Source organism: Plantactinospora sp. CNZ320, assembly GCF_002846275.1.
In genome coordinates this window covers 4,150,118-4,172,575 of the sequence record NZ_PJMP01000001.1, presented here as the reverse complement: position 1 = coordinate 4,172,575, position 22,458 = coordinate 4,150,118, and the positions used below count along the sequence as shown (strand labels likewise).

General features: G+C 70.6%; 20 protein-coding genes and 1 tRNA gene. 9 read left to right on the top strand and 12 right to left on the bottom strand.

What is annotated here, in order from left to right; all coding sequences use genetic code 11:
- The first annotated feature begins 61 nt into the window (after positions 1-61).
- The 8 genes from CLT71_RS18460 (at position 62) to CLT71_RS18425 (ending at position 9,359) form a co-directional block, all read left to right on the top strand.
- The gene (locus tag CLT71_RS18460; protein ID WP_101368206.1) at positions 62-769 is read left to right on the top strand and encodes a 4Fe-4S binding protein; all 708 of its coding nucleotides are present in this window, start codon (positions 62-64) and stop codon (positions 767-769) included.
- On the top strand, positions 766-1,269 hold the full coding sequence (locus CLT71_RS18455) for an NADH-quinone oxidoreductase subunit J (RefSeq protein WP_101368205.1): 504 nt from the start codon (positions 766-768) through the stop codon (positions 1,267-1,269). Before CLT71_RS18460 ends, CLT71_RS18455 begins: the two co-directional genes overlap by 4 nt.
- Positions 1,266-1,718 (top strand): NADH-quinone oxidoreductase subunit NuoK, encoded by a 453-nt coding sequence (nuoK, locus tag CLT71_RS18450; protein ID WP_101368204.1) that lies wholly within the window; start codon positions 1,266-1,268, stop codon positions 1,716-1,718. The genes CLT71_RS18455 and nuoK overlap by 4 nt, the downstream gene beginning before the upstream one ends.
- A complete protein-coding gene (locus CLT71_RS18445) occupies positions 1,715-3,655 on the top strand; it encodes an NADH-quinone oxidoreductase subunit L (RefSeq protein ID WP_101368203.1) in 1,941 nt (646 codons plus the stop codon). The genes nuoK and CLT71_RS18445 overlap by 4 nt, the downstream gene beginning before the upstream one ends.
- Positions 3,652-5,175, top strand: coding sequence for an NADH-quinone oxidoreductase subunit M (locus CLT71_RS18440; protein WP_101368202.1), 1,524 nt, complete (start codon positions 3,652-3,654; stop codon positions 5,173-5,175). The genes CLT71_RS18445 and CLT71_RS18440 overlap by 4 nt, the downstream gene beginning before the upstream one ends.
- Before the next feature lie 16 nt (positions 5,176-5,191).
- Positions 5,192-6,799, top strand: coding sequence for an NADH-quinone oxidoreductase subunit N (locus tag CLT71_RS18435; RefSeq protein WP_486483328.1), 1,608 nt, complete (start codon positions 5,192-5,194; stop codon positions 6,797-6,799).
- A 130-nt stretch (positions 6,800-6,929) separates the two neighbouring features.
- Positions 6,930-7,811, top strand: a complete 882-nt coding sequence (htpX, locus tag CLT71_RS18430) for a zinc metalloprotease HtpX (protein ID WP_101368200.1) — start codon at positions 6,930-6,932, stop codon at positions 7,809-7,811.
- A gap of 282 nt (positions 7,812-8,093) precedes the next feature.
- On the top strand, positions 8,094-9,359 hold the full coding sequence (locus tag CLT71_RS18425) for an MFS transporter (protein ID WP_101368199.1): 1,266 nt from the start codon (positions 8,094-8,096) through the stop codon (positions 9,357-9,359).
- 14 nt (positions 9,360-9,373) lie between these two features.
- Here CLT71_RS18425 and CLT71_RS18420 read toward each other — a convergent pair whose 3' ends face one another.
- Entirely contained in the window at positions 9,374-11,152 is a 1,779-nt protein-coding gene (locus tag CLT71_RS18420) for a hypothetical protein (protein ID WP_101368198.1), read from the bottom strand.
- 278 nt (positions 11,153-11,430) lie between these two features.
- On the bottom strand, positions 11,431-11,925 hold the full coding sequence (locus tag CLT71_RS18415; RefSeq protein WP_101368197.1) for a YajQ family cyclic di-GMP-binding protein: 495 nt from the start codon (positions 11,923-11,925) through the stop codon (positions 11,431-11,433).
- A gap of 146 nt (positions 11,926-12,071) precedes the next feature.
- On the opposite strand from CLT71_RS18415, the gene CLT71_RS18410 reads away from it, so the two are divergent.
- Positions 12,072-12,155, top strand: a tRNA-Tyr gene (locus CLT71_RS18410).
- 1,712 nt (positions 12,156-13,867) lie between these two features.
- On the opposite strand, the gene CLT71_RS18405 is transcribed toward CLT71_RS18410, so the two are convergent.
- The 10 genes from CLT71_RS18405 to CLT71_RS18360 all read right to left on the bottom strand — a co-directional run bounded on the left by CLT71_RS18405 (position 13,868) and on the right by CLT71_RS18360 (position 22,399).
- Positions 13,868-15,322 (bottom strand): site-specific integrase, encoded by a 1,455-nt coding sequence (locus CLT71_RS18405; protein ID WP_101368196.1) that lies wholly within the window; start codon positions 15,320-15,322, stop codon positions 13,868-13,870.
- Positions 15,319-15,513 (bottom strand): helix-turn-helix domain-containing protein, encoded by a 195-nt coding sequence (locus CLT71_RS18400; RefSeq protein WP_101368195.1) that lies wholly within the window; start codon positions 15,511-15,513, stop codon positions 15,319-15,321. Before CLT71_RS18400 ends, CLT71_RS18405 begins: the two co-directional genes overlap by 4 nt.
- A 235-nt stretch (positions 15,514-15,748) precedes the next feature.
- Positions 15,749-17,074 carry a DUF3631 domain-containing protein gene (locus CLT71_RS18395; RefSeq protein WP_101368194.1) on the bottom strand — a complete coding sequence of 442 codons (1,326 nt, stop codon included), beginning with the start codon at positions 17,072-17,074 and terminating at the stop codon, positions 15,749-15,751.
- Positions 17,071-17,958: a bifunctional DNA primase/polymerase gene (locus CLT71_RS18390; RefSeq protein WP_486483327.1), complete on the bottom strand. Its 888-nt coding sequence runs from the start codon at positions 17,956-17,958 to the stop codon at positions 17,071-17,073. The genes CLT71_RS18395 and CLT71_RS18390 overlap by 4 nt, the downstream gene beginning before the upstream one ends.
- Positions 17,959-18,110: 152 nt before the next feature.
- On the bottom strand, positions 18,111-18,404 hold the full coding sequence (locus CLT71_RS18385; protein ID WP_101368193.1) for a hypothetical protein: 294 nt from the start codon (positions 18,402-18,404) through the stop codon (positions 18,111-18,113).
- Complete coding sequence (locus tag CLT71_RS18380) at positions 18,401-18,685, bottom strand: hypothetical protein (RefSeq protein WP_486483326.1); 285 nt, start codon at positions 18,683-18,685, stop codon at positions 18,401-18,403. The genes CLT71_RS18385 and CLT71_RS18380 overlap by 4 nt, the downstream gene beginning before the upstream one ends.
- A gap of 137 nt (positions 18,686-18,822) precedes the next feature.
- Entirely contained in the window at positions 18,823-21,000 is a 2,178-nt protein-coding gene (locus CLT71_RS18375; RefSeq protein ID WP_101368192.1) for a cell division protein FtsK, read from the bottom strand.
- A 101-nt stretch (positions 21,001-21,101) separates the two neighbouring features.
- Positions 21,102-21,926: an ABC transporter permease gene (locus CLT71_RS18370; protein ID WP_101368191.1), complete on the bottom strand. Its 825-nt coding sequence runs from the start codon at positions 21,924-21,926 to the stop codon at positions 21,102-21,104.
- Complete coding sequence (locus CLT71_RS18365; protein ID WP_101371561.1) at positions 21,926-22,156, bottom strand: hypothetical protein; 231 nt, start codon at positions 22,154-22,156, stop codon at positions 21,926-21,928. The genes CLT71_RS18370 and CLT71_RS18365 overlap by 1 nt, the downstream gene beginning before the upstream one ends.
- A 12-nt stretch (positions 22,157-22,168) precedes the next feature.
- Positions 22,169-22,399: a DUF6284 family protein gene (locus CLT71_RS18360; protein WP_101368190.1), complete on the bottom strand. Its 231-nt coding sequence runs from the start codon at positions 22,397-22,399 to the stop codon at positions 22,169-22,171.
- Between the last annotated feature and the right edge of the window lie 59 nt (positions 22,400-22,458).

The following is a 22,458-nucleotide window of genomic DNA, read 5'->3' as shown; positions in this document are numbered from 1 at the left end:
CGCGCCGGAACCGCCGACACGGCAGGATAAGCCCCATGAGCGAGCGCGGCGGAGTGCTGGCATGAGCGTCCCGGGCGAGGGGTTGGCGAAAGGGCTGGCCGTCACCCTCAAGACGATGACCCGGCGTTCGCACACCCAGCAGTACCCGGACGTCGCCCCCGAGCTGCCGCCGCGCTCCCGGGGCGTGATCGCGCTGCTGGAGGAGAACTGCACGGTCTGCATGCTCTGCGCCCGGGAGTGCCCGGACTGGTGCATCTACATCGACTCGCACAAGGAGGAGGTGGCGGTCCCGGGGGCGGCCCGGCCGCGCCAGCGCAACGTACTCGACCGTTTCGACATCGACTTCTCGCTCTGCATGTACTGCGGCATCTGCATCGAGGTCTGCCCGTTCGACGCGCTCTACTGGTCGCCCGAGTTCGAGTACGCCGAGTACGACATCCGGGATCTGCTGCACGACAAGGAGCACCTCGGGGAGTGGATGGCCACCGTGCCGCCGCCGCCCGCGCACGACCCGAACGGCGAGCCGGCCAAGGAGGAGGCCGCCGCGCGCAAGGCCGCCGCTCCGGGCGCGGCCGGGGACCGTCCGGCCGGTCCGGGGGTACGCGCCCGTCGCCCGGCCCGCCCCGGCTCCGAGCCACCGGCCGGCGAGCGTCCCGCACCTGGCGAGCGCGCCCGACCCGGTTCCCCGGCCGGCGAGCGTCCCGGACCCGGTTCCCCGGCTGACGGACGCCCCGGCTCCGGGTCTCCGGTCGACGAGGAGCCGCCGTGACCGCCGCCGACGTGCTGATGCTGGCCCTCGGGGCGGTGGCGGTCGGGTCCGGCGTACTCGTGGTCTCCACCCGGCACCTGGTCCGGGCCGGGCTCTACCTGGTGGCCTGCCTCGGCGCGGTCGCCGGGCTCTACCTGGTGCTCACCGCCGAGATGGTGGCCTGGGTGCAGTTGCTCATCTACGTCGGCGCGGTCGTGGTGCTGCTGCTCTTCGCGGTGATGCTGACCCGGGCGCCGATCGGTGCCGCAGACGATCTTGACCGGCCCGGCTGGCCGGCGGTGCTGATCGGCGGCGGGACCGGGCTGGGCCTGGCCGCGCTGCTGGTCGACGCGTACCGGTGGTCCACCGTGGAGTTGCCGGAGCCCGGTACGGCGGAACGGATCGGCACCGAGATCTTCCGTTCCTGGGTACTGCCGTTCGAGGTGCTCTCCGTGCTGCTCCTCTCCGCCCTGGTCGGAGCGATCGCGATAAGCGTACGGATTCCGGGGCGGCGCCAGTGAGGCCCGCCATCCCGTACGTCGTCGCCGCCCTCCTCTTCGGCCTGGGCGTCTACGGCGTGCTCCGCCGTCGCAACGCCGTACTGGTGCTGATGGCCGTCGAGTTGATGCTCAACGCCGTCAACCTGCTGCTGGTCACCGCCGACGCCGCCCCGCTGCACCGGGCACTGGGTCACCCGGCCCCGGGTGTCGAGGGTGCCGCGCCGCTGCCGCTCACCGGGCAGGCGTTCACGCTCTTCGTCATCGTGATCGCCGCCGCCGAGGTGGGGGTGGGGCTGGCGATCGTGCTCCAGCTCTATCGGCTGCGCGGCACGGCCACCATCGACGACGTACGCCTCGACACGCACACCCCGGACACCGGGCCGCAGGCGATCGTGGCCACTCCGGCGCTGACCGGGTCCGGGCCGGCGACGACCCAGCCGGCGGGACGGGCACCGGGGGCGGATCGATGACCGGCGCACAGACGTTCGCGGCGCTGCTTCCGGCCGTACCCTTCGGAGTGGCCCTGGTCGGGTTGCTGCTGCCGCAGCGGTCCCGGGTCGGTGCGGCGGTGCTCGGCATCGGCGGTGCGGCGGTGGCGCTGGCGGCGGCGATCGGGCTGCTCGTGGCGCTCGACGGCGGGCGCACCGAGGCGAGCGCCGAGTGGGTCGACTTCGGTGGGCTGCCGGTCACCCTCACCCTCCGGCTGGACCCGGCCGCCGCCCTGGTCGCGGTCGCCGTCGCGACGGTCGCGCTGGCGGTGCAGGTCTACTCGGTCGGCTACCTGCACGACGACGACAGGTACGCCCCCTACGCCGCCCAGGTCAGCCTCTTCACCGCCGCGATGCTGCTGGTGGTGGTGGCCGGTGACCTGATCATGCTGCTGGTCGGCTGGGAGGTGATGGGCATCTGCTCCTACCTGCTCATCGCCCACGACCGGCGGCTGCCGGAGGCGCCCGCCGCCGCCGTGAAGGCATTCCTGGTCACCCGGGTCGGTGACGTCGGCTTCCTGCTCGGCATCGTCATCCTCGGCGTGCAGGCCGGCAGTTTCCGGATCTCCGACGTGCTGGCCCACGACTTCGGCACCGCCACGCTGACCGCCGGCTGCCTGCTGCTGCTCGCCGGAGTGGCCGGCAAGAGCGCCCAGTTCCCACTGCACACCTGGCTGCCGGACGCGATGGCCGGCCCGACCCCGATCTCCGCGCTGATCCACGCCGCGACGATGGTGGCGGCCGGGATCTACGCGGTGACCCGGCTCTTCCCGCTCTTCGAACGGGCTCCGGCCGCGCTCGCCGTGCTCGGCGTGATGGCCGCGGTCACCCTGCTGCTCGGCGCGCTCGCCGCCACCGCGCAGGACGACATCAAACGGGTACTGGCCTGGTCGACGGTCTCGCAGCTCGGCTACATGGCCGGGGCGCTGGCGGTCGGCTCGCCACCGGCCGCACTCTTTCACCTGCTCAGCCACGCCGCCTTCAAGGCGCTGCTCTTCCTGGCCGCCGGTGCGGTGATCCACGCCGTCGGCAGCAACCTGATGTCGGCGATGGGCGGGCTGCGCCGGCCGATGCCGGTGACCTTCTGGTGCACCGCGATCGGGCTGGCCGCGCTGGCCGGGGTGCCGCCGCTGGCCGGGTTCTGGAGCAAGGACGGCATCCTGGTCGTCGCCGAGCAGGCGGCCCGGCACGACGCCGGCCCGGCCGCCGCCTGGGTCGGCTGGCTGGTCTGGCTCGCCGGACTCGCCGGGGTGGCGATCACCGCCTGGTACGCCACCCGCCTGCTGCTGCGCACCTTCCTCGGCGCCTCCCGGGCACAGACCCATCCGGTCGACACCCCGGCCGCGCACGCCAGCCCGGCGTCGGCGATCGACGCGCCGGCCGGCTCCCCGGCACACACCCCGGCCGGCCCGCCGCACGACCCGCCCGGGCTGCTGCGCTGGCCGGTGATCCTGCTCGCGGTGCCGAGCGTGGCGCTCGGGCTGGCGGTCTTCGTCACCCCGTTCCGGGAGGCGCTGGCGTTGGACGAGACACACCTGGACAGCTTCGTGATCATTCCGGTGGTGCTGCTGCTGGCCGGTGCCGGGCTCGCCTGGTGGCGCTGGCGCGCCGATCCGGCCGCCGATCCGGCGACCGGACTGGGTCCGCTGCGTCCGGCCTTCGCCCGGGCCTTCTGGCTCGACGAGGTCCAGCACGCCCTGGTCGTACGCCCGGTGCGGGCGCTCGGCCGGCTCGCCCGGCGCGGCGACGAGGGGCTGGTGGACGGGGCGGTCGAGGGGACCGGCCGGGGGACAGGTGCACTCGGCGGGCGGATGGAGCTGCTGCACCGGGCCGGGATGCCCCGGGCGGTGGTGGCGGTACTCGGCGGTGCCCTGCTGCTCGGCCTCGCCGCCGTACTGGCCCTCGGGGGGACGACGTGACCCTCGGCGGGATCGGCCTGATCGCCACGCTGGCGGTACCGGCGCTCGGCGCGGCGCTGCTCGCCGTACTGCCGGCGCGGTTCGACCGGGCCGCCCGGATCACCGGTACGGCCTTCGCGGCGGTGACCCTGGTGCTGGCCGCGCTGCTGACTGTCGGCGCCACCGACAGCTGGGCGGTCTACCAACCGGGAACCGCCCCAGCACCAGGGATCCGCCCGTGGCACGAGCTGGACCTGACCTGGGTGCCCGGACTCGACCTGCGGTTCCAGCTCGGGGTGGACGGGGTCTCCTATCCGCTCGTGGTGCTGACCGCGCTGCTGACGTTGCTCTGCTGCGCGTACACCTGGTGGCGGGTGCCGGCGCCCGGCCGGGGCCGCAGCCTCGTCGCGCTGCTGCTGGTGGTCGAGGTCGGCATCCTCGGCACCTTCCTCGCCCTCGACCTGGTGCTCTTCTTCCTCTTCTTCGAGGTCGTCCTCCTCCCGATGTACGCGATCATCGCGATCTGGGGCGGCGAGGACCGGCAGCACGCGGCCCGGAAGTTCGCCCTCTACACCCTCTTCGGCTCGGTGTTGCTGCTGGTCGGCGTCTTCACCGTGGTCAGCGCCGCCGGCACCGCCGACCTGACCGAGCTGACCGGTGGTGCCGGCCTGTCCCGGGGTACCCAGCTCGCCGCGTTCATCCTGCTGGCCATCGCGTTCGCGGTGAAGAGCCCACTCTGGCCGCTGCACTCCTGGCTGCCGGACGCGCACACCGCCGCGCCGACGGTCGGCAGCGTGATCCTGGCCGGCGTACTGCTCAAGATGGGCACGTACGGGCTGATCCGGGTCGCGGTCGGGGTGGCGCCGGAGGGGGCACGGGCGGCGGCCGGAGTGCTCGGGGTACTGGCCGTGGCGGCGATCATCGTCGGTTCGCTGGTCTGCCTGGCACAGAGCGAGCTGAAGCGGCTGATCGCCTATTCGAGCGTCGGGCACATGGGGTTCGTGCTGCTCGGCATCGCCACGCTGACCGCCACCGGCATCCAGGCGGCGCTGATCGGCAACATCGCGCACGGCGTGATCACCGGCCTGCTCTTCTTCCTCGCCGGGGCGATCAAGGACCGGGCGCACACCGGGGCGCTGACCGAGCTGGGCGGGCTGCGCGAGAGTACGCCCCGGCTCGCCGGGCTGCTCGGCTTCGCCGCCATCGCCTCGCTCGGGCTGCCCGGCCTGGCCGGGTTCTGGGGCGAGGCATTCGCGGTGGTGGCCGCCTGGCAGGTGGGCGGTCCACTCTGGACCACGCTGGCGGTGCTGGCCGCGTTCGGCGGCGCGCTGACGGCGGCGTACCTGCTGCGGCTGCTGCGCCGGGTCACCCACGGGCCGGCCAGCCCCAAGGTGCTGACCCTGACGCCGGGACTGCACGGTGCCGAGCTGGCGGCCTGGGGGCCGCTGGTGCTGCTGGCACTGGCCATCGGGCTCGCCCCGACGCTGGTGCTCGACTATGCCGAGGTGCCGGTCGGGGCACTCCTGGAGGCGATCCGATGATCAGCTCGGTCGACAGGTGACCGCCGTGATCCAGAGCGTGGACAACGTCGCGCTGCTGCCGGCGTACCTGGCGGCCGGCACCGCCGTACTCGTGCTGCTGGCGGACCTGCTGGTCGGCCGGCGCGGCGCGACGGTGGCCGTCTTCGCGGCCGGGGCCGCCGCCACCGCGCTCGGTGCGGTGCTGGTCGGTGCCGCCGGTTCCCGGAGTACGTTCTGCGCCGGAGACGACTGTTCCTATCTGGCAAACGGCCGGGCGGCGCTGGTCGGCTGCCTCTTCGCGCTGCTCACCCTCGGGGTGCTGGCGCTCTCCGTCCCGCTGCTGCGCTCCGGACAGGTGCCGCCGGGGGAGTACTGCTTCCTGCTCGCCTGCTCGATGACCGGCGGCGTGGTACTTGGTGCGGCCGGCGACCTGATCACCCTGGTCGTCGCCCTGGAGACGCTGACCCTGCCGCTCTACGTGCTCGTCGGGCTCCGGCACCGCAGCGTCGCCGGTGCCGAGGCGGCGCTCACCTTCTTCGTGGTCAGCGTGGTGGCCACCGCGGTCACCCTGCTCGGCGCCGCACTGCTCTACGCGGTCACCGGGGCGGTGCACCTGAGCCGGCTCGCCGCGGTCTTCACGGCGGAGGCGAAGCGGCCGGTACCGGTCGGCGGCGACTTCCCGACCGGTCCGGCCCTGCTGGACCTGCCGCTGGCCGTGGTCGCGGTGGCCCTGATCGTGCTCGGGCTGGCCTTCAAGGTGGCGGCGGTACCGTTCCACGCCTGGGCCCCGGCCACCTACGACGGCGCCCCGGTGCCGGTCGCGGCGTACCTGTCGACCGCCTCCAAGCTCGGCGGGGTGGTGGCACTGCTCGCGGTCACCGCCGCCGCGCTGCCGGCCCGGGTGACGGGTCCGCTGCTGGCGGCGGTGGCCGTGCTGACGATGACCGTCGGCAACCTGGTGGCGCTCCGGCAGCGCCGGATGGTCCGGCTGCTTGCCTGGTCGTCGGTGGCCCAGGCGGGTTACATCCTCGCCCCGCTGGGCGCGCTGGCGCTGTCGTCGGGGCGGAACGCGGAGGCGATCGACACGGCGGTCGCGGCTGCGGTGGCGTACACAGTCTTCTTCGTGGTGCTGGAGCTGGCCGCGTTCGGTGCGGTGGTGGCGCTGCGGCCGGCGGTAGCCGACGGCGGCGAGATCGCCGACTACCGGGGCGCGGCCCGGCGTCGACCGTGGGTCGGGGCGGCGTTCGTGCTGGCCCTGGTCGGGCTCGCCGGTCTGCCACCCGGGCTGGCCGGGCTCTTCGCCAAGGTCACCGTCGTGCGCTCGCTGCTGGCCGGGGACGCCGGCTGGCTCGCCCTGGTGGTGGCGCTGAACGCGGTGATCGGGCTCGCCTACTACGTACGGGTCGCCGCCACTCTTTACGCTCCGGAGCCGGCCGCCGAGCGGGCCGGTGCGGCTGCCGCCGCGCCCGTGGTGCCCGCCGCCGACCCGGGTGCACCGGCCCAGCCCGGCGACCGCAGCCCGGTGCCGGCGGCCGAGCCGGCCCGTCCGGCCTGGGCGGTTGTCGCCGTACTGGCCCTGGCGACCCTGGTCGCGATCGTCGTCGGGTTCGCCCCGCAACTGATCCTGGACGTCGCCGCACTGTGAGATTCGCCGCCCTGGGCGGCTGTTGGGGCGCTTTCTCAGGTAACTCACAGTCATATCCGGATTGTTGAGGGGGTAATCCGGTGTTGGACCGGTCAGCGGGTCCATTGCCCGCCGCACCGAAGGAGTTATCGTGCACAGCCATCACAACCGGCTCAAGACAGCCGCGCTACTTGGCCTGCTCACCGCTCTCATCCTCGGCGTCGGTTACTGGTTTGGCGGCAGCAGTGGTCTGGTGATCGCCGTATTCGTCTCACTGGCCATGAACGCCGTCAGCTACTTCTGGTCGGACAAGCTCGCGCTGCGCGCGATGCGGGCACAACCGGTCACCGAGGCCGAGTTCCCGGCGCTCTACCAGATGGTCCGGGAGTTGGCGACCGAGGCGAAGCAGCCGATGCCCCGGTTGTACGTCAGCCCGACCATGCAGCCGAACGCGTTCGCGACGGGACGTAACCCCAAGAACGCGGCGGTCGCCGTGACCCAGGGCATCACGCAGATCCTGGACTACCGGGAGCTGCGGGGCGTCATCGGGCACGAGCTGTCCCACGTCTACAACCGGGACATCCTGATCTCCAGCGTGGCCGCCGGCCTGGCCGGCATCATCACCATGCTGGCCAACCTCGCCTGGTTCATCCCGCTGGGCGGCGGGGACGACGAGGACTCGCCGAACCCGGCCGTACTGCTGCTGACGCTGATCCTCGGCCCGATCGCGGCCACCCTGATCCAGCTCGCCATCAGCCGTAACCGGGAGTTCCAGGCGGACGCCTCGGGTGCCGCGCTGACCCGGGACCCGCTGGCGCTGGCCAGCGCGCTCCGCAAGATCCACGCTGGTACCAAGGCGCTGCCGCTGCCGGCCGACAACCGGCTGACCAGCGCCGCCCACCTGATGATCGACAACCCGTTCCGGGGTGGCGGCGTGGCGAACCTCTTCTCCACCCACCCCAAGATGGAGGAGCGGGTACGCCGCCTGGAGCAGATGGCCCGGACCAACGTCGGCCCGGTCCAGTACCGGTAAGGAAGGGCCCCCCATTAGCGCTTTCTGTATAGGAAGGGCCCCCTCCTAACACCTCCGGCGCGACAGTAGACGGCCCCGGCTCCCCTGAGTGGGAGCCGGGGCCGTCCGCGTCGTACCGGTGCTGTGGGCGTGGTGAGCCACAATCGTGATGTCCGGCTAATCGGGTTCAGCGCGGGGGCCCGGTCACGTTAGGGTCGGAAGGTCATCCACTCGTTACAGCCGACGGCCGGCGACTTTCCGGCCGCGACGAGGTGGCGTGACGACCCGAGGAGGTTCGGATCCGTGACCGCGCTGCGGCAGTACCTGGGAGTGTGGCGGATTCCCGGCGCGCCGATGCTGTTGATCGCCGGCATCGTCGGCCGGCTCGGCATCGGCATGACTCCGCTGGCGCTGCTGCTCGTCGTCGAGCAGGTCACCGACCGGTACTCCCTGGCCGCCGTGGCCGGCGCGCTGTACGCGCTCGCCGGTGCCGCGCTCAGCCCGGTCGCCGGCCGGATTGCCGACCGGGTCGGGCCGAGCCCCGTACTGCTGATCACCGCCGTGGCCCACCCGGTGGCCCTGGTCGGGCTGCTGCTCGCCAGCCGCGCCGGCTCGGACGCCCTCGCACTGATCTTCACCGCCTCGGCGGTGGCCGGTGCGACGTACCCGCCGCTGACCGCAGCGATCCGGGGCGCCTGGAACGACCTCACCGACCCCGCCTCCGGCCGGTACGCCCTGCGCAACACCGCGATCGCCGCCGAGACCACCCTCTTCGAGGTCGTCTTCGTGATCGGCCCGCTGCTGGTCGCCGCCTTCGTGCTGCTGGCCGACGCGGCGGCAGCACTGCTCGGGGCCGCCGTGGTGACCCTGGTCGGCACCACGATCGTGGCGCTCGGCCGGGTGATGCGCGGCTGGCGGCCACACCCCCGGGACAGTCACGCCAAGGGACTCGGCCCGCTGCGGGTCGGTGGCTTCCCGGCGCTGCTCTTCTGCGTCGCCGGGCTCGGCATCGCGTTCGGCGCCGCCGGAGTGGCCGTACCGGCGTACGCATCCGCGAAGGATCCGGCCAACGCGGAGAGCGTCGCCGGGGTACTCCTGGCGATGTGGGGGACCGGCAGCGCGCTCGGCGGCCTCTGGTTCGGCACCCGCAAGCCGGCCCGGAACGCCGCCCGCCAGTTCGGGCAGCTCCTCGGCCTGCTGGCGGCCACCTTCGCGGTCTTCGCCGTGATGCCCACCCCGATCGCGCTCGGTGTGGCACTTGTGTTCGGCGGGGCCACCATCGCTCCCGCGCTGACCGTGGAGAACACCATGGTCGGCCGGATCTCCCCGGTGAGCATGCTGAACGAGTCGTACACCTGGGTGGTCACCGTGGCGGTCGGGGCCAGCGCCGCCGGTGGTGCGGTCGCGGGGGTACTCGCCGACCAGGTCGGCGTACCGTGGGCCTTCATCTTCGCCGGTGCGGCGGTGGCGGCCGCCGCGGTGGTCGCGGCGCTACCCACCGGCTCGATCGCCCGGGCCGAAGCCCAGGCCGAGGTACGCCTGGAGCAGGCGCTCGCCACGAAGGGGTAGTGGCGAACGTACCGTCACCGCGACCCTGGCTCGACGTCGATCGGCGGGTGGGACGGGTCGGCTGTGTCCGGCGGCTGCGGTGCCGGCACTGCGTACGCCTGTCGGGGCGGGAGCCGGCGCACCGCGTACCGACTGGTGAAGATGATGCCGGCGAGCCCGACGCCCACCGCGATGCCCAGCGCCGACGTTGTCGCGGTGGCCTGGCTCGGCCGGCTCGTCACCAGCCGGACGACGTACGGCAGCCACACCGCCCCGGCGGCGAGCAGGGCAGCGAGATGGATGCCGCCGGCCGCCGCTCTGGTCCTCCGGTCGAGCATCACGGTCATCAGGAGGATGGCCACCGGTGTCAGTGTCAGGCCTACCGTCACGATCGCCAACAGGTTCAGGCCCTCGCGGTCGCCGGGACTCGCCACCACCCGGAAGAACAAGGCCACACCGGCCAGAATGGGCAGGCCGAGGATCGCCGTTGGGGCGACCATGAGCGGCCCGTGTCGCCTGACCAGCAGCACCGTAAAGCCGATCCCGGCCACCAGGCACCCGACGGCGACCGACAACGGGATCGCGACGGGCAGGCTGGCTTCGCGGGTCGCGGTGAAGTGGCTGGGGATCGGCGTGGCCGGATGGTCGCTCTGGTAGCCCGCGCCGATCATGGTGCCGAAGCCGATCCGTTCCCAGTTGCCGGTGCTGTCCCGGCGGGCAAAGCCGTCCCGGCCATTGGCGACCAGCACCACCACGCCACCATCGGGCTGGTCCCGCACGACCAGGGCGCGGGACGACAGGTACTCCTGCACGTCGGTCACGCCCGGGATGGCGGTCGCGAGCCGTTCCCGGGCTGCCTCGTCGATCTGCCACGCTGACTGCCAGGTCGTACCGCCGTCCCGGCTCTCCTCGACCGCCAGTTGGCGCGGCACGACCCGGAAGCAGTGCCCGGGATTCCGCACCGAGCAGTCCTGCCCGCCGGCCAGCGGCGAAGGCAGGGTCGTCAGGAGACGCCCGACCTCTTCCTGGGGCAGCGGCGAGAAGGTGCGCCCGTCGTCCTTGCTGACATCCCACGACCTGGCCGTTCGGGGACCTCCGCCGTAGGCGTTGTCGATCCCGACGATGACGTCGCCCTGCCACTCGCCGATCGCGACCGCGTCGCTGTGATCCGGGGCGGAGGTGGCCGCGACGGCCAGCCCGGCGATCGGCAGCACGACCAGCACCGCCACCATACGCAGCCAGCGGGTGAGGGACGGCCGGGCCGCCGCCGACCGCCAGGTCCACCAGGCCACGCCGAGCGCCGGCAACGCCAGCAGATCGGTGACGTCCGCCAGGATGACCGACGGCCCGTTCACGATGCTCCAGGCGGCCGAGGCCGCTGCGGCCCCGGCCGGACTGGCCTTCACCGCGGTGAAGCCGGCGCCTACCAGGAGGATCGAGGCCAGCGCCAGCAGGTCGGCGGAGTTGCGGCCCGGTCCAGGCAGGAAACTCCAGCGGGTACGCCGCAGCGCCTCCAGCCGGCGGCTGAGGCCGGTTCCGGGTCCGGGGCCGGGTCCGGGGCCGGACGGTCGGCCGACGAGCGCGAGCAGCAATGCCAGTGGCATTGCCAGCAGTGGTGGCGCCATCACCAGCCCAGCGACGTCGCTGAGCTTCCCGGTCAACCAACCGGGATAGGCACTCTTCAGCACGTGGTCGTTGAGGATCAGTAGCGCGGTGGCTGCCAGGGCCACCGGATGGATCAGCCAGGTCAGAACGGTCTCGACCGGCCTCTTACCCGGGCTGTCGATGCTCTCGGCGTGCCTGCGTCCCCCCATGCGCCCACAATCGAGGCTCCGCGTAACGCAGCCGTCTCGCCGACACCTCGAACCGGCATCGGCGGTACGCCCCGAATGGGCCGTCGCCGGAGGTGCGGTCGTTCAGACGTTGCTGACCGCCAGCACGCCGACGACCGGCCGGGCGGTGAGGACGAACTCCTGTCGTGCCTCCCCGTCGGCGTACCTAGTGCGGCGAGACGACGCCGGCTGTGCCGGACCTGTGCCCGCGATCTTGGCGGATGGGTTCGCCGCCGGTCGCGGGCACAGCCGACCAGAGATCAGCGATAGTTGGTGAACTGGAGGGCGACCCCGAAGTCCTCGCTCTTGAGCAGGGAGATCACTGTCTGGAGGTCGTCCTTCTTCTTGCCGGTCACCCGGAGCTGGTCGCCCTGGATCTGCGCCTGTACGCCCTTCGGCCCCTCGTCGCGGATCTTCTTGCTGATCGCCTTGGCCTTGTCCGAGTCGATGCCCTGGATGATCTTGCAGTCGATCTTGTGCACCTTGCCCGACGGGCGCGCCTCGCCGGCGTCCAGGGACTTCAACGAGATGTTCCGCTTGATCAGCTTCTCCTTGAAGACCTCCAGGGCCGCCTTGACCCGCTCCTCCGTCTCGGCCTGGAGGCTGACCCCCTCCTCGCCCGACCACGAGATGTCGGCCCCGGTACCCCGGAAGTCGAAGCGGGTGGAGAGCTCCTTCTCGGTCTGCCGGAGGGCGTTGTCGATCTCCTGCCGGTCGACCTTGCTGACGATGTCGAACGACGGGTTGGCTGCCATGATTCCGCTCCTGCTGTGGACGACATGAAGGTGCGCCGGGCCGGCCCGGCGGCGGTACGACATGCCGACGGTACCCGCTTGCGCGACGACCCGATGCAACCGCTATCCTTGCTTCCGCTGCCGCGTTCCGCGTGGCGGCACGCCCTGGCGGGTTGCCCGAGCGGCCAATGGGAGCGGACTGTAAATCCGTCGCGAAAGCTACAGAGGTTCGAATCCTCTACCCGCCACCAGGTGCGAAAACAGCCCTTGACCAGGCAAAACGTCGGTCAAGGGCTGTTTCCGTCTGTCCAGCCGTCAACGGCGCTGTCTGGCCGTCAACGGGTACCCACGGAGAATGCGCGGAGAAGTTTCCGGGCGTCCAGGCGGCGGTCTTGCCCTGGTCGTCGTCAGGGTTCGAGCGGCGGGGCACCGGGCACAGTCCGCGTGGCGATCTTTGCCTGGGTTTCAGGCCACGGTTCTTGGCTGTATCGACTCGGCCCCCTCAGTCGCGACCGACGGCCAGCCCCGACCGGGGGCAGCGGCTCGTCTCCAGCCTGATCCGATCCAGGGTCGCTGCTGACGTAGTCCAGGGCGGAGGCCCCGCCGAGGGTGGGGCCAGGGCCGGTAAGTCGGGGGGTGGGGACCAGGGCCGATGACTGGCGCCACCTGGCGGGGGCCTGTCTCGGCATCTCGTCCCGTGATCAGTCGTATTAGGCAACCATCCCCGGTTACGGCCAGCCATCCCATCTCTTGTCATCGACAAGGGCGCAGCTTGTCGATGACAAGAAGCTGGGCAGAATCACGCACGCAAACACCGGCTTCACTAGCAAGTCGCACAATCTGTCCGGCCCATCAGGTGGAGGGTTAGTCAAGAATGACGGCGGCGCCCGAGGGGGAATCTCGGGCGCCGTCATGCTGCCCTACCCATCGACAAGTAAGGAGCCGGTATGAAGCCTAGCGACTTCGAGCGCCGTCGGGAAGGCTCGCGCCTCGTCAAAGGCGATAGACTGCGTCGATCAATCACAATCCGAACCTTTGTCGTTGTGGTCGCATGTGTCGCAGCCTCCATATTGGTCTACGACCGGACTAGTGGAGACCTGTTTCTCGTCGCGGTCACTGGTCCCATGCTGCATGGATTCCTCGGTTACTGGCTTGTTGATTAGTTAGCAAGCTGCAAGATCCGGAGAGGGTAAAAGCTGATGAACTGGCTTATCCAACTTGAATTCCGTAAAGAGCCGAGAATTCTTGCAGTATCAAGGCAGGAGCCCGATCGCCCGGGACTCCGCTGGGTCATGCAAAGAAGAGCGACCGGCCTCACCGTTTTGGCAATGCAGAAGTTGCCCGACTCCACTGCATCGAAGGCCATTCGTGAATCTGGGGTCCTTATGAGGGTGATCCAACGTGTTGCAGGCGTAGATTGTGAACCAATTGCGCTGACTATTCGACCCGAAGGCACCCCTGAAGTGGTTCCTCGGCTAGTAACACTCGCTGAGATAGGCGTGCTACTCGGAGTTTCAAGACAGCGAGCACAGCAGTTATCTCGTCAGTCTGGTTTCCCGCGACCCGTCGCCCGGACAAAGAGTGGGCCCATATACTCCTTATCCGACGCGGAGGAACTGCAACGCACCAGGCAACGCAAGGGGTGCACGGAGTACGTTCGAGGAGATGTTAACTCTTTTCAGGAAGCGCCAAAACTCTAGGCAGAGTGGGGCAGTGCCGGGTGGTCCCGCGCCTTACAGGTTTTCCGAACGCGAGTCTGCGGTGTGAATTGCGGTAACGGGCGGTTTTGGGTTTGGCGCGTTGTGAACCGAACGGAAGCCACAGAGGTTCGAATCCCCTACCCCGCCAGCAGGGTACGGGAACAGCCCTCGACCAGACGAAACGTCGGTTAAGGACTGTTCCCGTGTGCCCACCCAACGGCGCTGTCCGGCCATCGCGGATGCGCGGGGAGGTTTCTGGGCGCTCAGGCGGCGGTGCCGCCCTGGTCGTCGTCCGGTTTCAGCGCCTCCTCGATCCGGCGCCGGGCAAGCTCGTCCTGCCCCACGATGCACTTGGCGTAGGTCCGTAGCAGTACCTCCACGCTGTGTCCCGCCCACTCGGCTACCTGGGTGGCCGGTACCCCGCCGTTGAGCCACGTCGACACCGCTGCGTGCCGTAGGTCGTAGGGCACACTGGCCAGCGGTGAGGCTGCCTCAGCCGGAGTCAGAGCCGCTGCTCGTGCCTTGTGCCAGACGGTGAGGTAGGTCGACTCGCCGATGGTGCCGCCGCGTGGCCCGACGAACAGCCGACCGTCGGGTGCCGTGCCGAACTCCTCCAGGTGCTCCCGCAGGAACGTCACCAGTTCCGGATGCGCCGGCACCGGCCGCGTGTCCCGTGACGCCCGGTGCTTCAGGCCACGCCGTTCCCGCGACCGGCCGCTGTCCGTCCACGCCGTGCCGGTGCGCGGGGCCGAGCTTGTCAGCAGCAATTCGCCCCAGCCTTCTTCGGGGAGCCTGGCAAGGTTCTCCCGCCGGATCTCCAGCGCCTCCCCGGGGCGGGCGGCGCCGTAGTACATGCAGGCGAAGAACGCTGCCAGGCGGCGCCCGATGGACGACTGCTCGCGAACTGCGGCAAGTAGCGCCCGTGCCTGCCCGGGGTTGATCGCGGCGCGGCGCCGGTCGACCGTCTCCACGGTCTTTGGCGTTTTCCAGGTGATGCGGTCGATCGGATTGCCGCTCAGGATGCCAAGCTCTACCGCGTACGCCAGCGCGTTGTAGAAGACTGCTCGTTTCCGGGCAACCGTCTTCGGGGCGGCCGGTCGCCCGTCGAGCCGTAGAGCGAGTGCGTCAAGCGCACGGCGGGTCAGTGCGGGGCCGGTGGTCGGGTCCTCGAAATCGGCCAGAGCAACCGTGTTGCGCTCCAGCCATCGAATAGCGGCAGTGAACTCCGGCGGAGGGTCGCCAGCCTGCCGACGAGGCGCGACAAACGCCCAGGCGTAGAGCGCCTGCCGGAGCGTGTCACGGTCCGGCCGTCCGCGCTCCGTGCTGAGCAGGGCCGGCGTGACGGTCGCCAACGTTTCCGCGACACCGGTCCGCGACTTGGGCGCCGCACCGGGCCATTTCATGTCGACGTACCGGCAGGCGTGGTCATACCACGGCTTGCTCTGTTGCTCCCGCAGCATCGTTTCCGGTAGTCCGGACGTGACATCAAACAGTGTTCCTCGTTGCGTCGCGGACAGCAGTTGCGCGCGGAACCCGTCTGCCAGCGCCCGGGTACGGAAGGTCTTGTGATGCTCCCTCTCGGCGACGGTCCAACGTACGGCGTAGGTCTTACCGCGCTTCCCCTCCTGGAGGCGTAGTGCCCAGATACGTACGTCGTGGGAGAGGCGCCGGGCGCCCCCGTCATCGGGGCGCCCGGCATCGGTACGACGACGACTCACGCGGCCTCCTCAAGTCCGTCAAGCCACGTGGTCAGGTCGTCTCGACGGACCCTGATCTCTCCATTGGGGAGTTTGATGCAACGGGGCGCTTTGCCGGTCTGTCGCCAGTAGTAGAAGGTCGACCGGCTCACCTTCAGTTCGCCAATCACTTCAGGGATGGTCAGGGACTCCGCATTCCGTCGCGGCGCCATCGGCTGCTGTCCTCCGTCGTGCGCAGGGTGGTTCCGGGGCGCCTGAGTCATACGGTGAGCGCCGTCCGGGCTGACAGGGGGTAAGTGCTAGCTGAGCGAGGGAACTCGACACCGGCCGTTTGCGTGGGGGTCTGAGAGACCCGTAGCGGCGAGATCTTCGGTCGACCGGTGTCCATGGATAGGCCGAACGCTCTCCGGGCTTCTGAGCGGGCCGGTTCGGCAGCCGGTCGGGCGGTCATTGCCAGCGTCCGGCGACGCGGGAGCGGGGGGTATCCGTCCCATCCGTACCAAGCTTGTTTTGGCTGGTCAGGGCTGGTACGGATTGGTGTGCTGGTACGGATTGATGCGTACCAGCGGCGCGGAGGGGGCGGGTTCGTGGGACGGATTGATCCGTACCAGGTAGGGAATCCGTACCAGTGGTGACCTGGGGAAACGAGGTTGGTACGGATGGGACGGATACCCCTGCCGGGGGTGTCGGGCAGTACCGGTTCCACGCGTCGGTGAACGCGTCGCGGGTGTAGCCCTTGGCCTGCCCTACGGGGAATCGGAGGGTGGCTGACGTGATGCCGAACTCCCGGAGTAGGTCACCGAGTCGCTTGCCGGTCAGGCCGGATGGTCCGCTGTCGGCCCATTGCGCTTCCTGGTCGCCGTTGAGGACGGTGAGCAGTTCGCTTGTAGGGGCGGCCGATGGTTCGCCGAGGACGGTGAACGCGGTGCGGATGTCGGCCAGGAGTCGGATGCGGGTGGAGACGTTGCCGGCGTCGTCGGCTTCTGCGGTGAGGGTGGTGACGGCGCATCGGGCGCGGGTCGGCCAGGTGCCGCCTGCCAGGTCGGCGACGGCTACGAGTGGTTCCCAGGTGTCGGCGGCGCGGTCTTCGACCGGCATGGCCGGTTCGGCGGCTTCCAGGTCGGGCAGGTGAGCGCCGAGCCATTCGGTCAGCCGTTCGGCGAGTCGGCGTAGTGCCGGGCTGTCGCGTCGGTGCCGGTACGGCGACACGGTTTCGCCGGGGGCGCGGCGGCGCATGCGGACGACGACGGCGCGGTCTTCGATGGTGTCGGGCATGGCGCCGATTCCGGCGAGTGCGGCCATTGCGAAGGTGGGGATCTTCTCCAGCCGTTGCGTGCCGGCGTCCCATCGGATCGCGGGCCGGTTCCGCTGGTGCCCTGCGTTCAACAGTCCGCGTAGGTCCTCGTTCGCTTCGGCTTTGCCGTTGCCGAAGATGGTGTCTGCTTCGTCGACGAGGAGGGTCGGCGGCTGGTCGGTGCCGATGGCGCGGTAGACGGCGGCCGGGCTGGCGTTGACGGTGATGAGCGGGTTGTGGCAGGTGCCTTCCACGATGTCGAGCAGTCGACTCTTGCCGCACCGCTTCTCCGGCGCCCGGATCACGAGCCGGGGCGCGTGCGCCCAAGCTGTCTGTGCGTGCGTTGCGGCGACCCACAGCACCACGGCGTTGACGGCTTCCGGGGACGGGAGGATGACGTACCGGGTGAGGCATGCGTGTAGGTCGTCCAGGATCGCCGCGCCGTCGACACGGCGGCCGGGCAGGGTGTGTTGGTTCATGCTGCGACTCCTTCAGCCTGGAATCCGCCACGGATGGCGGCGCGAATGTCCCGTTCGGTCTGCTCGGCACGGCGGCCGGCATCGGTCAGTGCGGTGATGGCGTCGGCCTGGTCGATGGCGTTGACGGCGACCATCCGAGCCACGCCACGGGCCGCGCCGTACAACGTGGTCCGGCGGCTGCCCTCGGGGGCGCTGGTGACCGCGTCAAGGTGTGCGGCTAGGAGCCGGTCGGGATGGGAGATGCCTCCCGCCGTGCGGGTGCTGATTGGCCGGTCCGGCCGGGTCGGTGCGGGTGCCGGCGGCGCCGTTTCACACGCCTCGACCAGCGCGGGAGGCATCTCCTCCACCTGCCGACCCGGTACCCACTGGTACGGGCGGCCGGTGCGCGGGTGCACCGACGGCGGAAGCACCACGTACCCGCCATCGGCCTTGACGTCGATACCCGGTCCGAGCCCTGCTCCGGACTTGCCCTGGCTGCACCGCACCGGCCGGCCGGGGTGCCGGTAGTACAGATGCCGCCCACCCGACCCGGTAACTACATGCGCGGTAGGCGGTAGCAGCCCTGCGCGGATCAGCGCGGTCATCGTGTCGTCGCCACCGTGGCGTGGGTCGACATCGACCACCACCAGGCCGGACGTGGCGCCGGTCCGCACCGCGAGTTGCCCGGCGGGGACAGCGGCGACGATGCCGGCCACGCGTAGCGGGTCGGTGGTCGCGGCGTAGAAGCCGTGACAGGTCAGGCAGTCACATGCGGCCGGGTCGTGACTATCGTCCGCGTCAGCGCACGGCCGGCAGTTGGCTACCGGGCGCTTGGACCGGGCGAGCATGAACACCGGCCAGCCCTGCGCGGCGTACCGCAGCGCCGGGTCAAGCAGCTCGGACACGGCTTCGTCCTCTCGGGGGTCGGGTTGGCATGTCGGGTGCCGGTCGGTGCCGGCGGCCGGGTCGACCGGCCAGCCGCAACCGGCCCGGCACATCGGCCAGCCACGGGCCGCACGGACAGCGGCGGCCGGGGTGGCGGGTCGGTGGGTGGCGGTCATCGGGCGGTCCGGCGAGGGGTGGGCCGGCCGGCGAGTGCGGCACGGGTGACCAGATCGCGGGCGCTGGTGAGGATCGCGGCCAGTTGTCGGCGGGCGGCCGGTTCGGTCGGGGCGAGCGCAACCCGCATGCGCAGCTCGGCGTACTCGGTGCCGCCGTCGGTGCGGACGCGGTTCAGCACGGCCCGTCCGTGCCCCGGCAGGTTGACGATGATCTCTTCGGATCGGTGCTCGGTGAGGTTGCAGCGGTGGTCTCGGGCGCACCATCCGGTGTGTGCGGTGTGGTGGTTCATCGGGTGCCCTTGTCGTGGAGGTTGCGGAGGTAGTTGAGGACCAGGCGGCCGGGGCGAAGCCGGTAGCCGTCCCCGTCGCATCGGGAGCAGAGCCGGAAGGCGCGGCCGAATGGTGCGCGGCGGCGGCCGGTTCCGTGGCAGCGTCGGCAGGCGACGAACGGGAAGAGCCAGCACGTAGCGAGGTAGCCGAGCGTGACGGCAAGCAGGGCGAGTAGGAGGAGAGCGGCGGCGGCTGCGTCGTGGGGGATCGTGGAGGTAGCGGTAGCGGCGAGGGGTGCCACGGAAAGCCTCCTGAGGCCGGTTTTTGGGTGCACGGGGCTGCTGGCGCTACCTGCTACCGGTGTGGGTAGCGGCTGGCCAGGGTGGTAGCGGGGGAAGTAGCGGCGGCGCTACCTGGTAGCAGCGCCGCCGATACCGATCAGGCGCTCTTGCGTCGGTTGATCGCGTCGTCCAGGTCCTTGAGCCGGGCGCCCCGGTTGACCGTTCCGCGCACCTTGACGCTCACGCTCGGTACATGCTCGCGGAGGAGAGCAGAGGCAGCGTCGGCGGTCAGATCGGCGTAGTGCTCGGGCATCCGTTCGGCCAGCCGGGCGGCGATCGTGGTCCAGTGCAGGCCGGGTTCTCCGGGGTGGAACACGGCACGAACGTCGGCGAGCACGTCCCGAACCTCTCGGGCGACGGTTTCCCCGGCAGCGTCGCCGGTCAGCGTTCCGGCCCGTTCCCGGTGCTTGCGGGCAGCGGTGAGGATCTTTTCCGCGTCGGTGTGGTCGGCAAGGTAGGTCCGGACGGTGGCGGTGTCGTCGGAGGCGCCGTAGAGGATGCCCACACCCCGGTAGTCCCTGCCGTTGGGCAGGGTGGAGGCGTCGAACCCTTCGGCGTACGCGTCCCCGCCGAGGATCGCCTCCGAGACGACCCGGTTGCCGCACTTGAGCGCGAACCGTACGGCGTGGTTGTCGCGGTAGCGGTTGAACAGCCGTGCCACGTCCCCGGCACCGACCCCGGACGGCTTCTGCGACGACGACAGGATGATGACCCCGGCGGACGGACCGACAGCCATGATGAAGCTGAGCAGGCCGGCAATCTCCTTGTTGACGTCCTGGTCGTCGGTCTCGAAGTAGGTCTGGAACTCCTCCAGGACCAGCAGCCACACCCGAAGCTGCGGGTACTTCCGGGACAGCTCCCGGGTGATCTTCCCTTCCGGGCACTCCGAGGTCGGCAGCTTGGCAAGGAAGTCGTTGACCTGCTCGATGTGCCGCTTGATCTCGCGGAGCATGTCGAGCAGGTGCGGAATCGGGTCGTTGTCGCGGCTGTTGGGCACCACGCCGCAGACGTACCTGTGGGCGACCATGCGGAACTTGTCCCAGTCGGCCGACATCTTGCCGTCGGCTACCAGCAGCGTCACGTACGGGTCGAGAGCGGCGAACAGCGCCAGTAGGCGAGTGGCGAACGTCTTGCCCTTGCGCGGCTGCGCACCGATCAGGACCGAGATCCACATCAGGGCAAGGGTGACCTTGCGTCCCCGCTCGTCCAGCCCAAACGGCGCTTCCGCCCAGATGTCCCGGACCTTGCAGTCCAGCAGCGGCGTCTTGCCAGCCGGAACGGCGAGCGGGTCGCGGTCGGCGACGAACAGCAGGTGTCGCCGGTGTGAGGACGGGTCACGGGTCACGAACACTTGATTCACCGACACGTCCATACCGGCCGCAATCGCGGGCTTGGCCTTCAGGACGTCTTCCCAGGTCTTGCCGTTGAACGGCAGATCGATCAACACCTGAGAGCCGGTACCGGACGCGTCGCGCGCCATGGTCGACCCGAAGGTGATCTGCTGGTTCGGCCGGTCAGGATGTCCCAGGCCAGCGGCGTAGTAGGCACGCAGGATGATGTCCGGGTTCACCCGGCGGAACCGGCCGGCAACGGTGGCAGGGCTGATGATCCGCCGGTCGGCGGGGCGGCCGATGTGGGCGAGGTAGGACACGCCGAGTACGGCGGCGGTTGCCTTCACCCACCACGGCGTGAGCGGCCACAGAACCGGCGCACCGATGGCGACCGCGCCCAGCTCGGCGGCGAGCACGGTGCCGCGCCATGCCCGGGTTGCCTTCACCTCCCGGTGCAGCTTCAGCCACAGTTGCGCGTCTTTCGCGTCGGCAGCCGCCTGGCGCAGCCCGTACTGCTCGGAGAGCCACCACCAACGGAGCTGTCGGCCGAGCAGCCGGAACAGGCCAACGCTGGCCCAGAACCCGGCCTGTGCGGCATACCACGGGGAACGCAGGGCGTGGTAGCCGGTGCGGTAGGCGGTCAACCCGACGGCGTAGCGGACCGTGGCGCGGAGGTTCGCCCAGCCGCGCAGGCTGGTCGGCACGATCGGCCGGCGACCGTTCGGCCCGGCCGGCGGAACGTCGACCAGGGCGCCGCCGGGCTGTGGCGCCTCGTCGAGCGGTACGTCGAAGTGCGTGCCGGCAGCGGCGCCGGTGGGCCGGTCGCGGCGCGGCGCCCGGCGGGCGCGTGCGTCGTCCAGGTCGACCACGTCCGCGTCGGCCTGCCGGGTCAGGTCGGCTTCGTAAGCCTCCCAGTCGAAGCGGTCATCAGGGTTGCTTGCCATGATGAGGGTTCCTCCATCAGGGATTTTGTGGATCTCGGATCGGAAGGGGCCGGCGGCGCGGCACAGGTTTGCGAGGCCAGGAGCCGCGCCGCCGGGCAAAGTCAGGGCTGGTCGTTCGTGTGGAGCAGGTGAGCCAGTGCCGCCCCCATGCCGAGCACGGCGACGGGCAGGCAAGCGACGATCGTCGTAATCCACGCCGGGGCGGAGGTCATCCCGGCGGCGGTCATCTGGTGATAGGCGATCTGCCCGAGCGCGCCGAGCATCAGGGAGCCAATGCCGGAGACTCGGGCGAACTTGCGCGCCCGGACCGGTACCGCGTCGCCGGAGAGCCACGCCCGCAGGGCGTAGGCGGCGTACGCCTCGACACCGATGGGCAGGGTGATCGCTGTGTTGATGCTCAGCGAGTCCCAGATGCCCGGCAGCGGGTGGACCACGCCGAACCCGGTGAGTCCGCCGAGTCCGACCCACCCGGACCAGATGGCCACGAACGCGGGAGCGGCCAACAGCAGTAGGACCCACGACCGCACCGCCGGGCGCGGCTTGCGGCCCTGCTCCGGGGTGACGGTGGCGCCCGGGTCTACGGGCGGGATGGGCAGCGGCGACGCCTCCGGCGGCGTGTCGTCGGTGGCGGGCTTCTCGGCCGGCGGGGCGGCGGCCGGCGTGGTCGCCGGACCCGGGTCCGCTTCGGTGTTTGGCTGGGTCTGCGAGGGCTCGCCGCTCGGCTCGCTTGTCGCTGGAAGGGCGTTGGGGAAGGGCTGCTGGAGGGCGGACAGGATGGCGCGTGCCTTGGGTCCGCCTACCTTGAACTCCTTCATGAGCCGGTTCCGGGAGGGAAGCTCGCCGGTCCGCTCGGCCAGGTCCCGCGCGGCCGGCAGCAGGTCGTCCACGGACCGGGGGTAGGCGCTGTTCAGGGTCGGAGTGGTCATCACACGTCCTCTCGGGTAAAACCGGCGGGGCCGGTCTCGGGGGTGTAGATCAGCCGGTACAGAGCCATTTGCAGACCGAGTAGGTCGGGGCCCTGGCCGTCGTACTCGTCGCCGGTCATCCCGGGGTAGCCGTGCGCGGCCAGCACTTCGGCAACATCCATCACCAGGCCGAACGTGAACCGGGTGTCTTCGGCCGGAGCCGGGACCGAAACCGGGTAGCGACGCGTCATCGGAGCCACCACCTACGCCGCGAGCCGGGTCGGCGTGACCGGGCTGCCAAGCGTCGCGGCCGTCCGCATCACCCGCTGTTCCGCACGCCGGATGCGGCGCCGGTCCAACGGCGACGGTCCGCCGTCGCTGTACAGAGCCCTGATCTCCGCGTCGAGCAGGGACAGTTCGGCGTCGATGAGCGGCCATTCCGCCTCGATCGCGTCCAGGTCTGCCGGGGTGGGCTCGTCCGTGTGCCTGTCCATCGTTCACCTCTCATGTAGCCATGACCTATCTAAGTTAGAACATGTCTACCTCTGGTCTG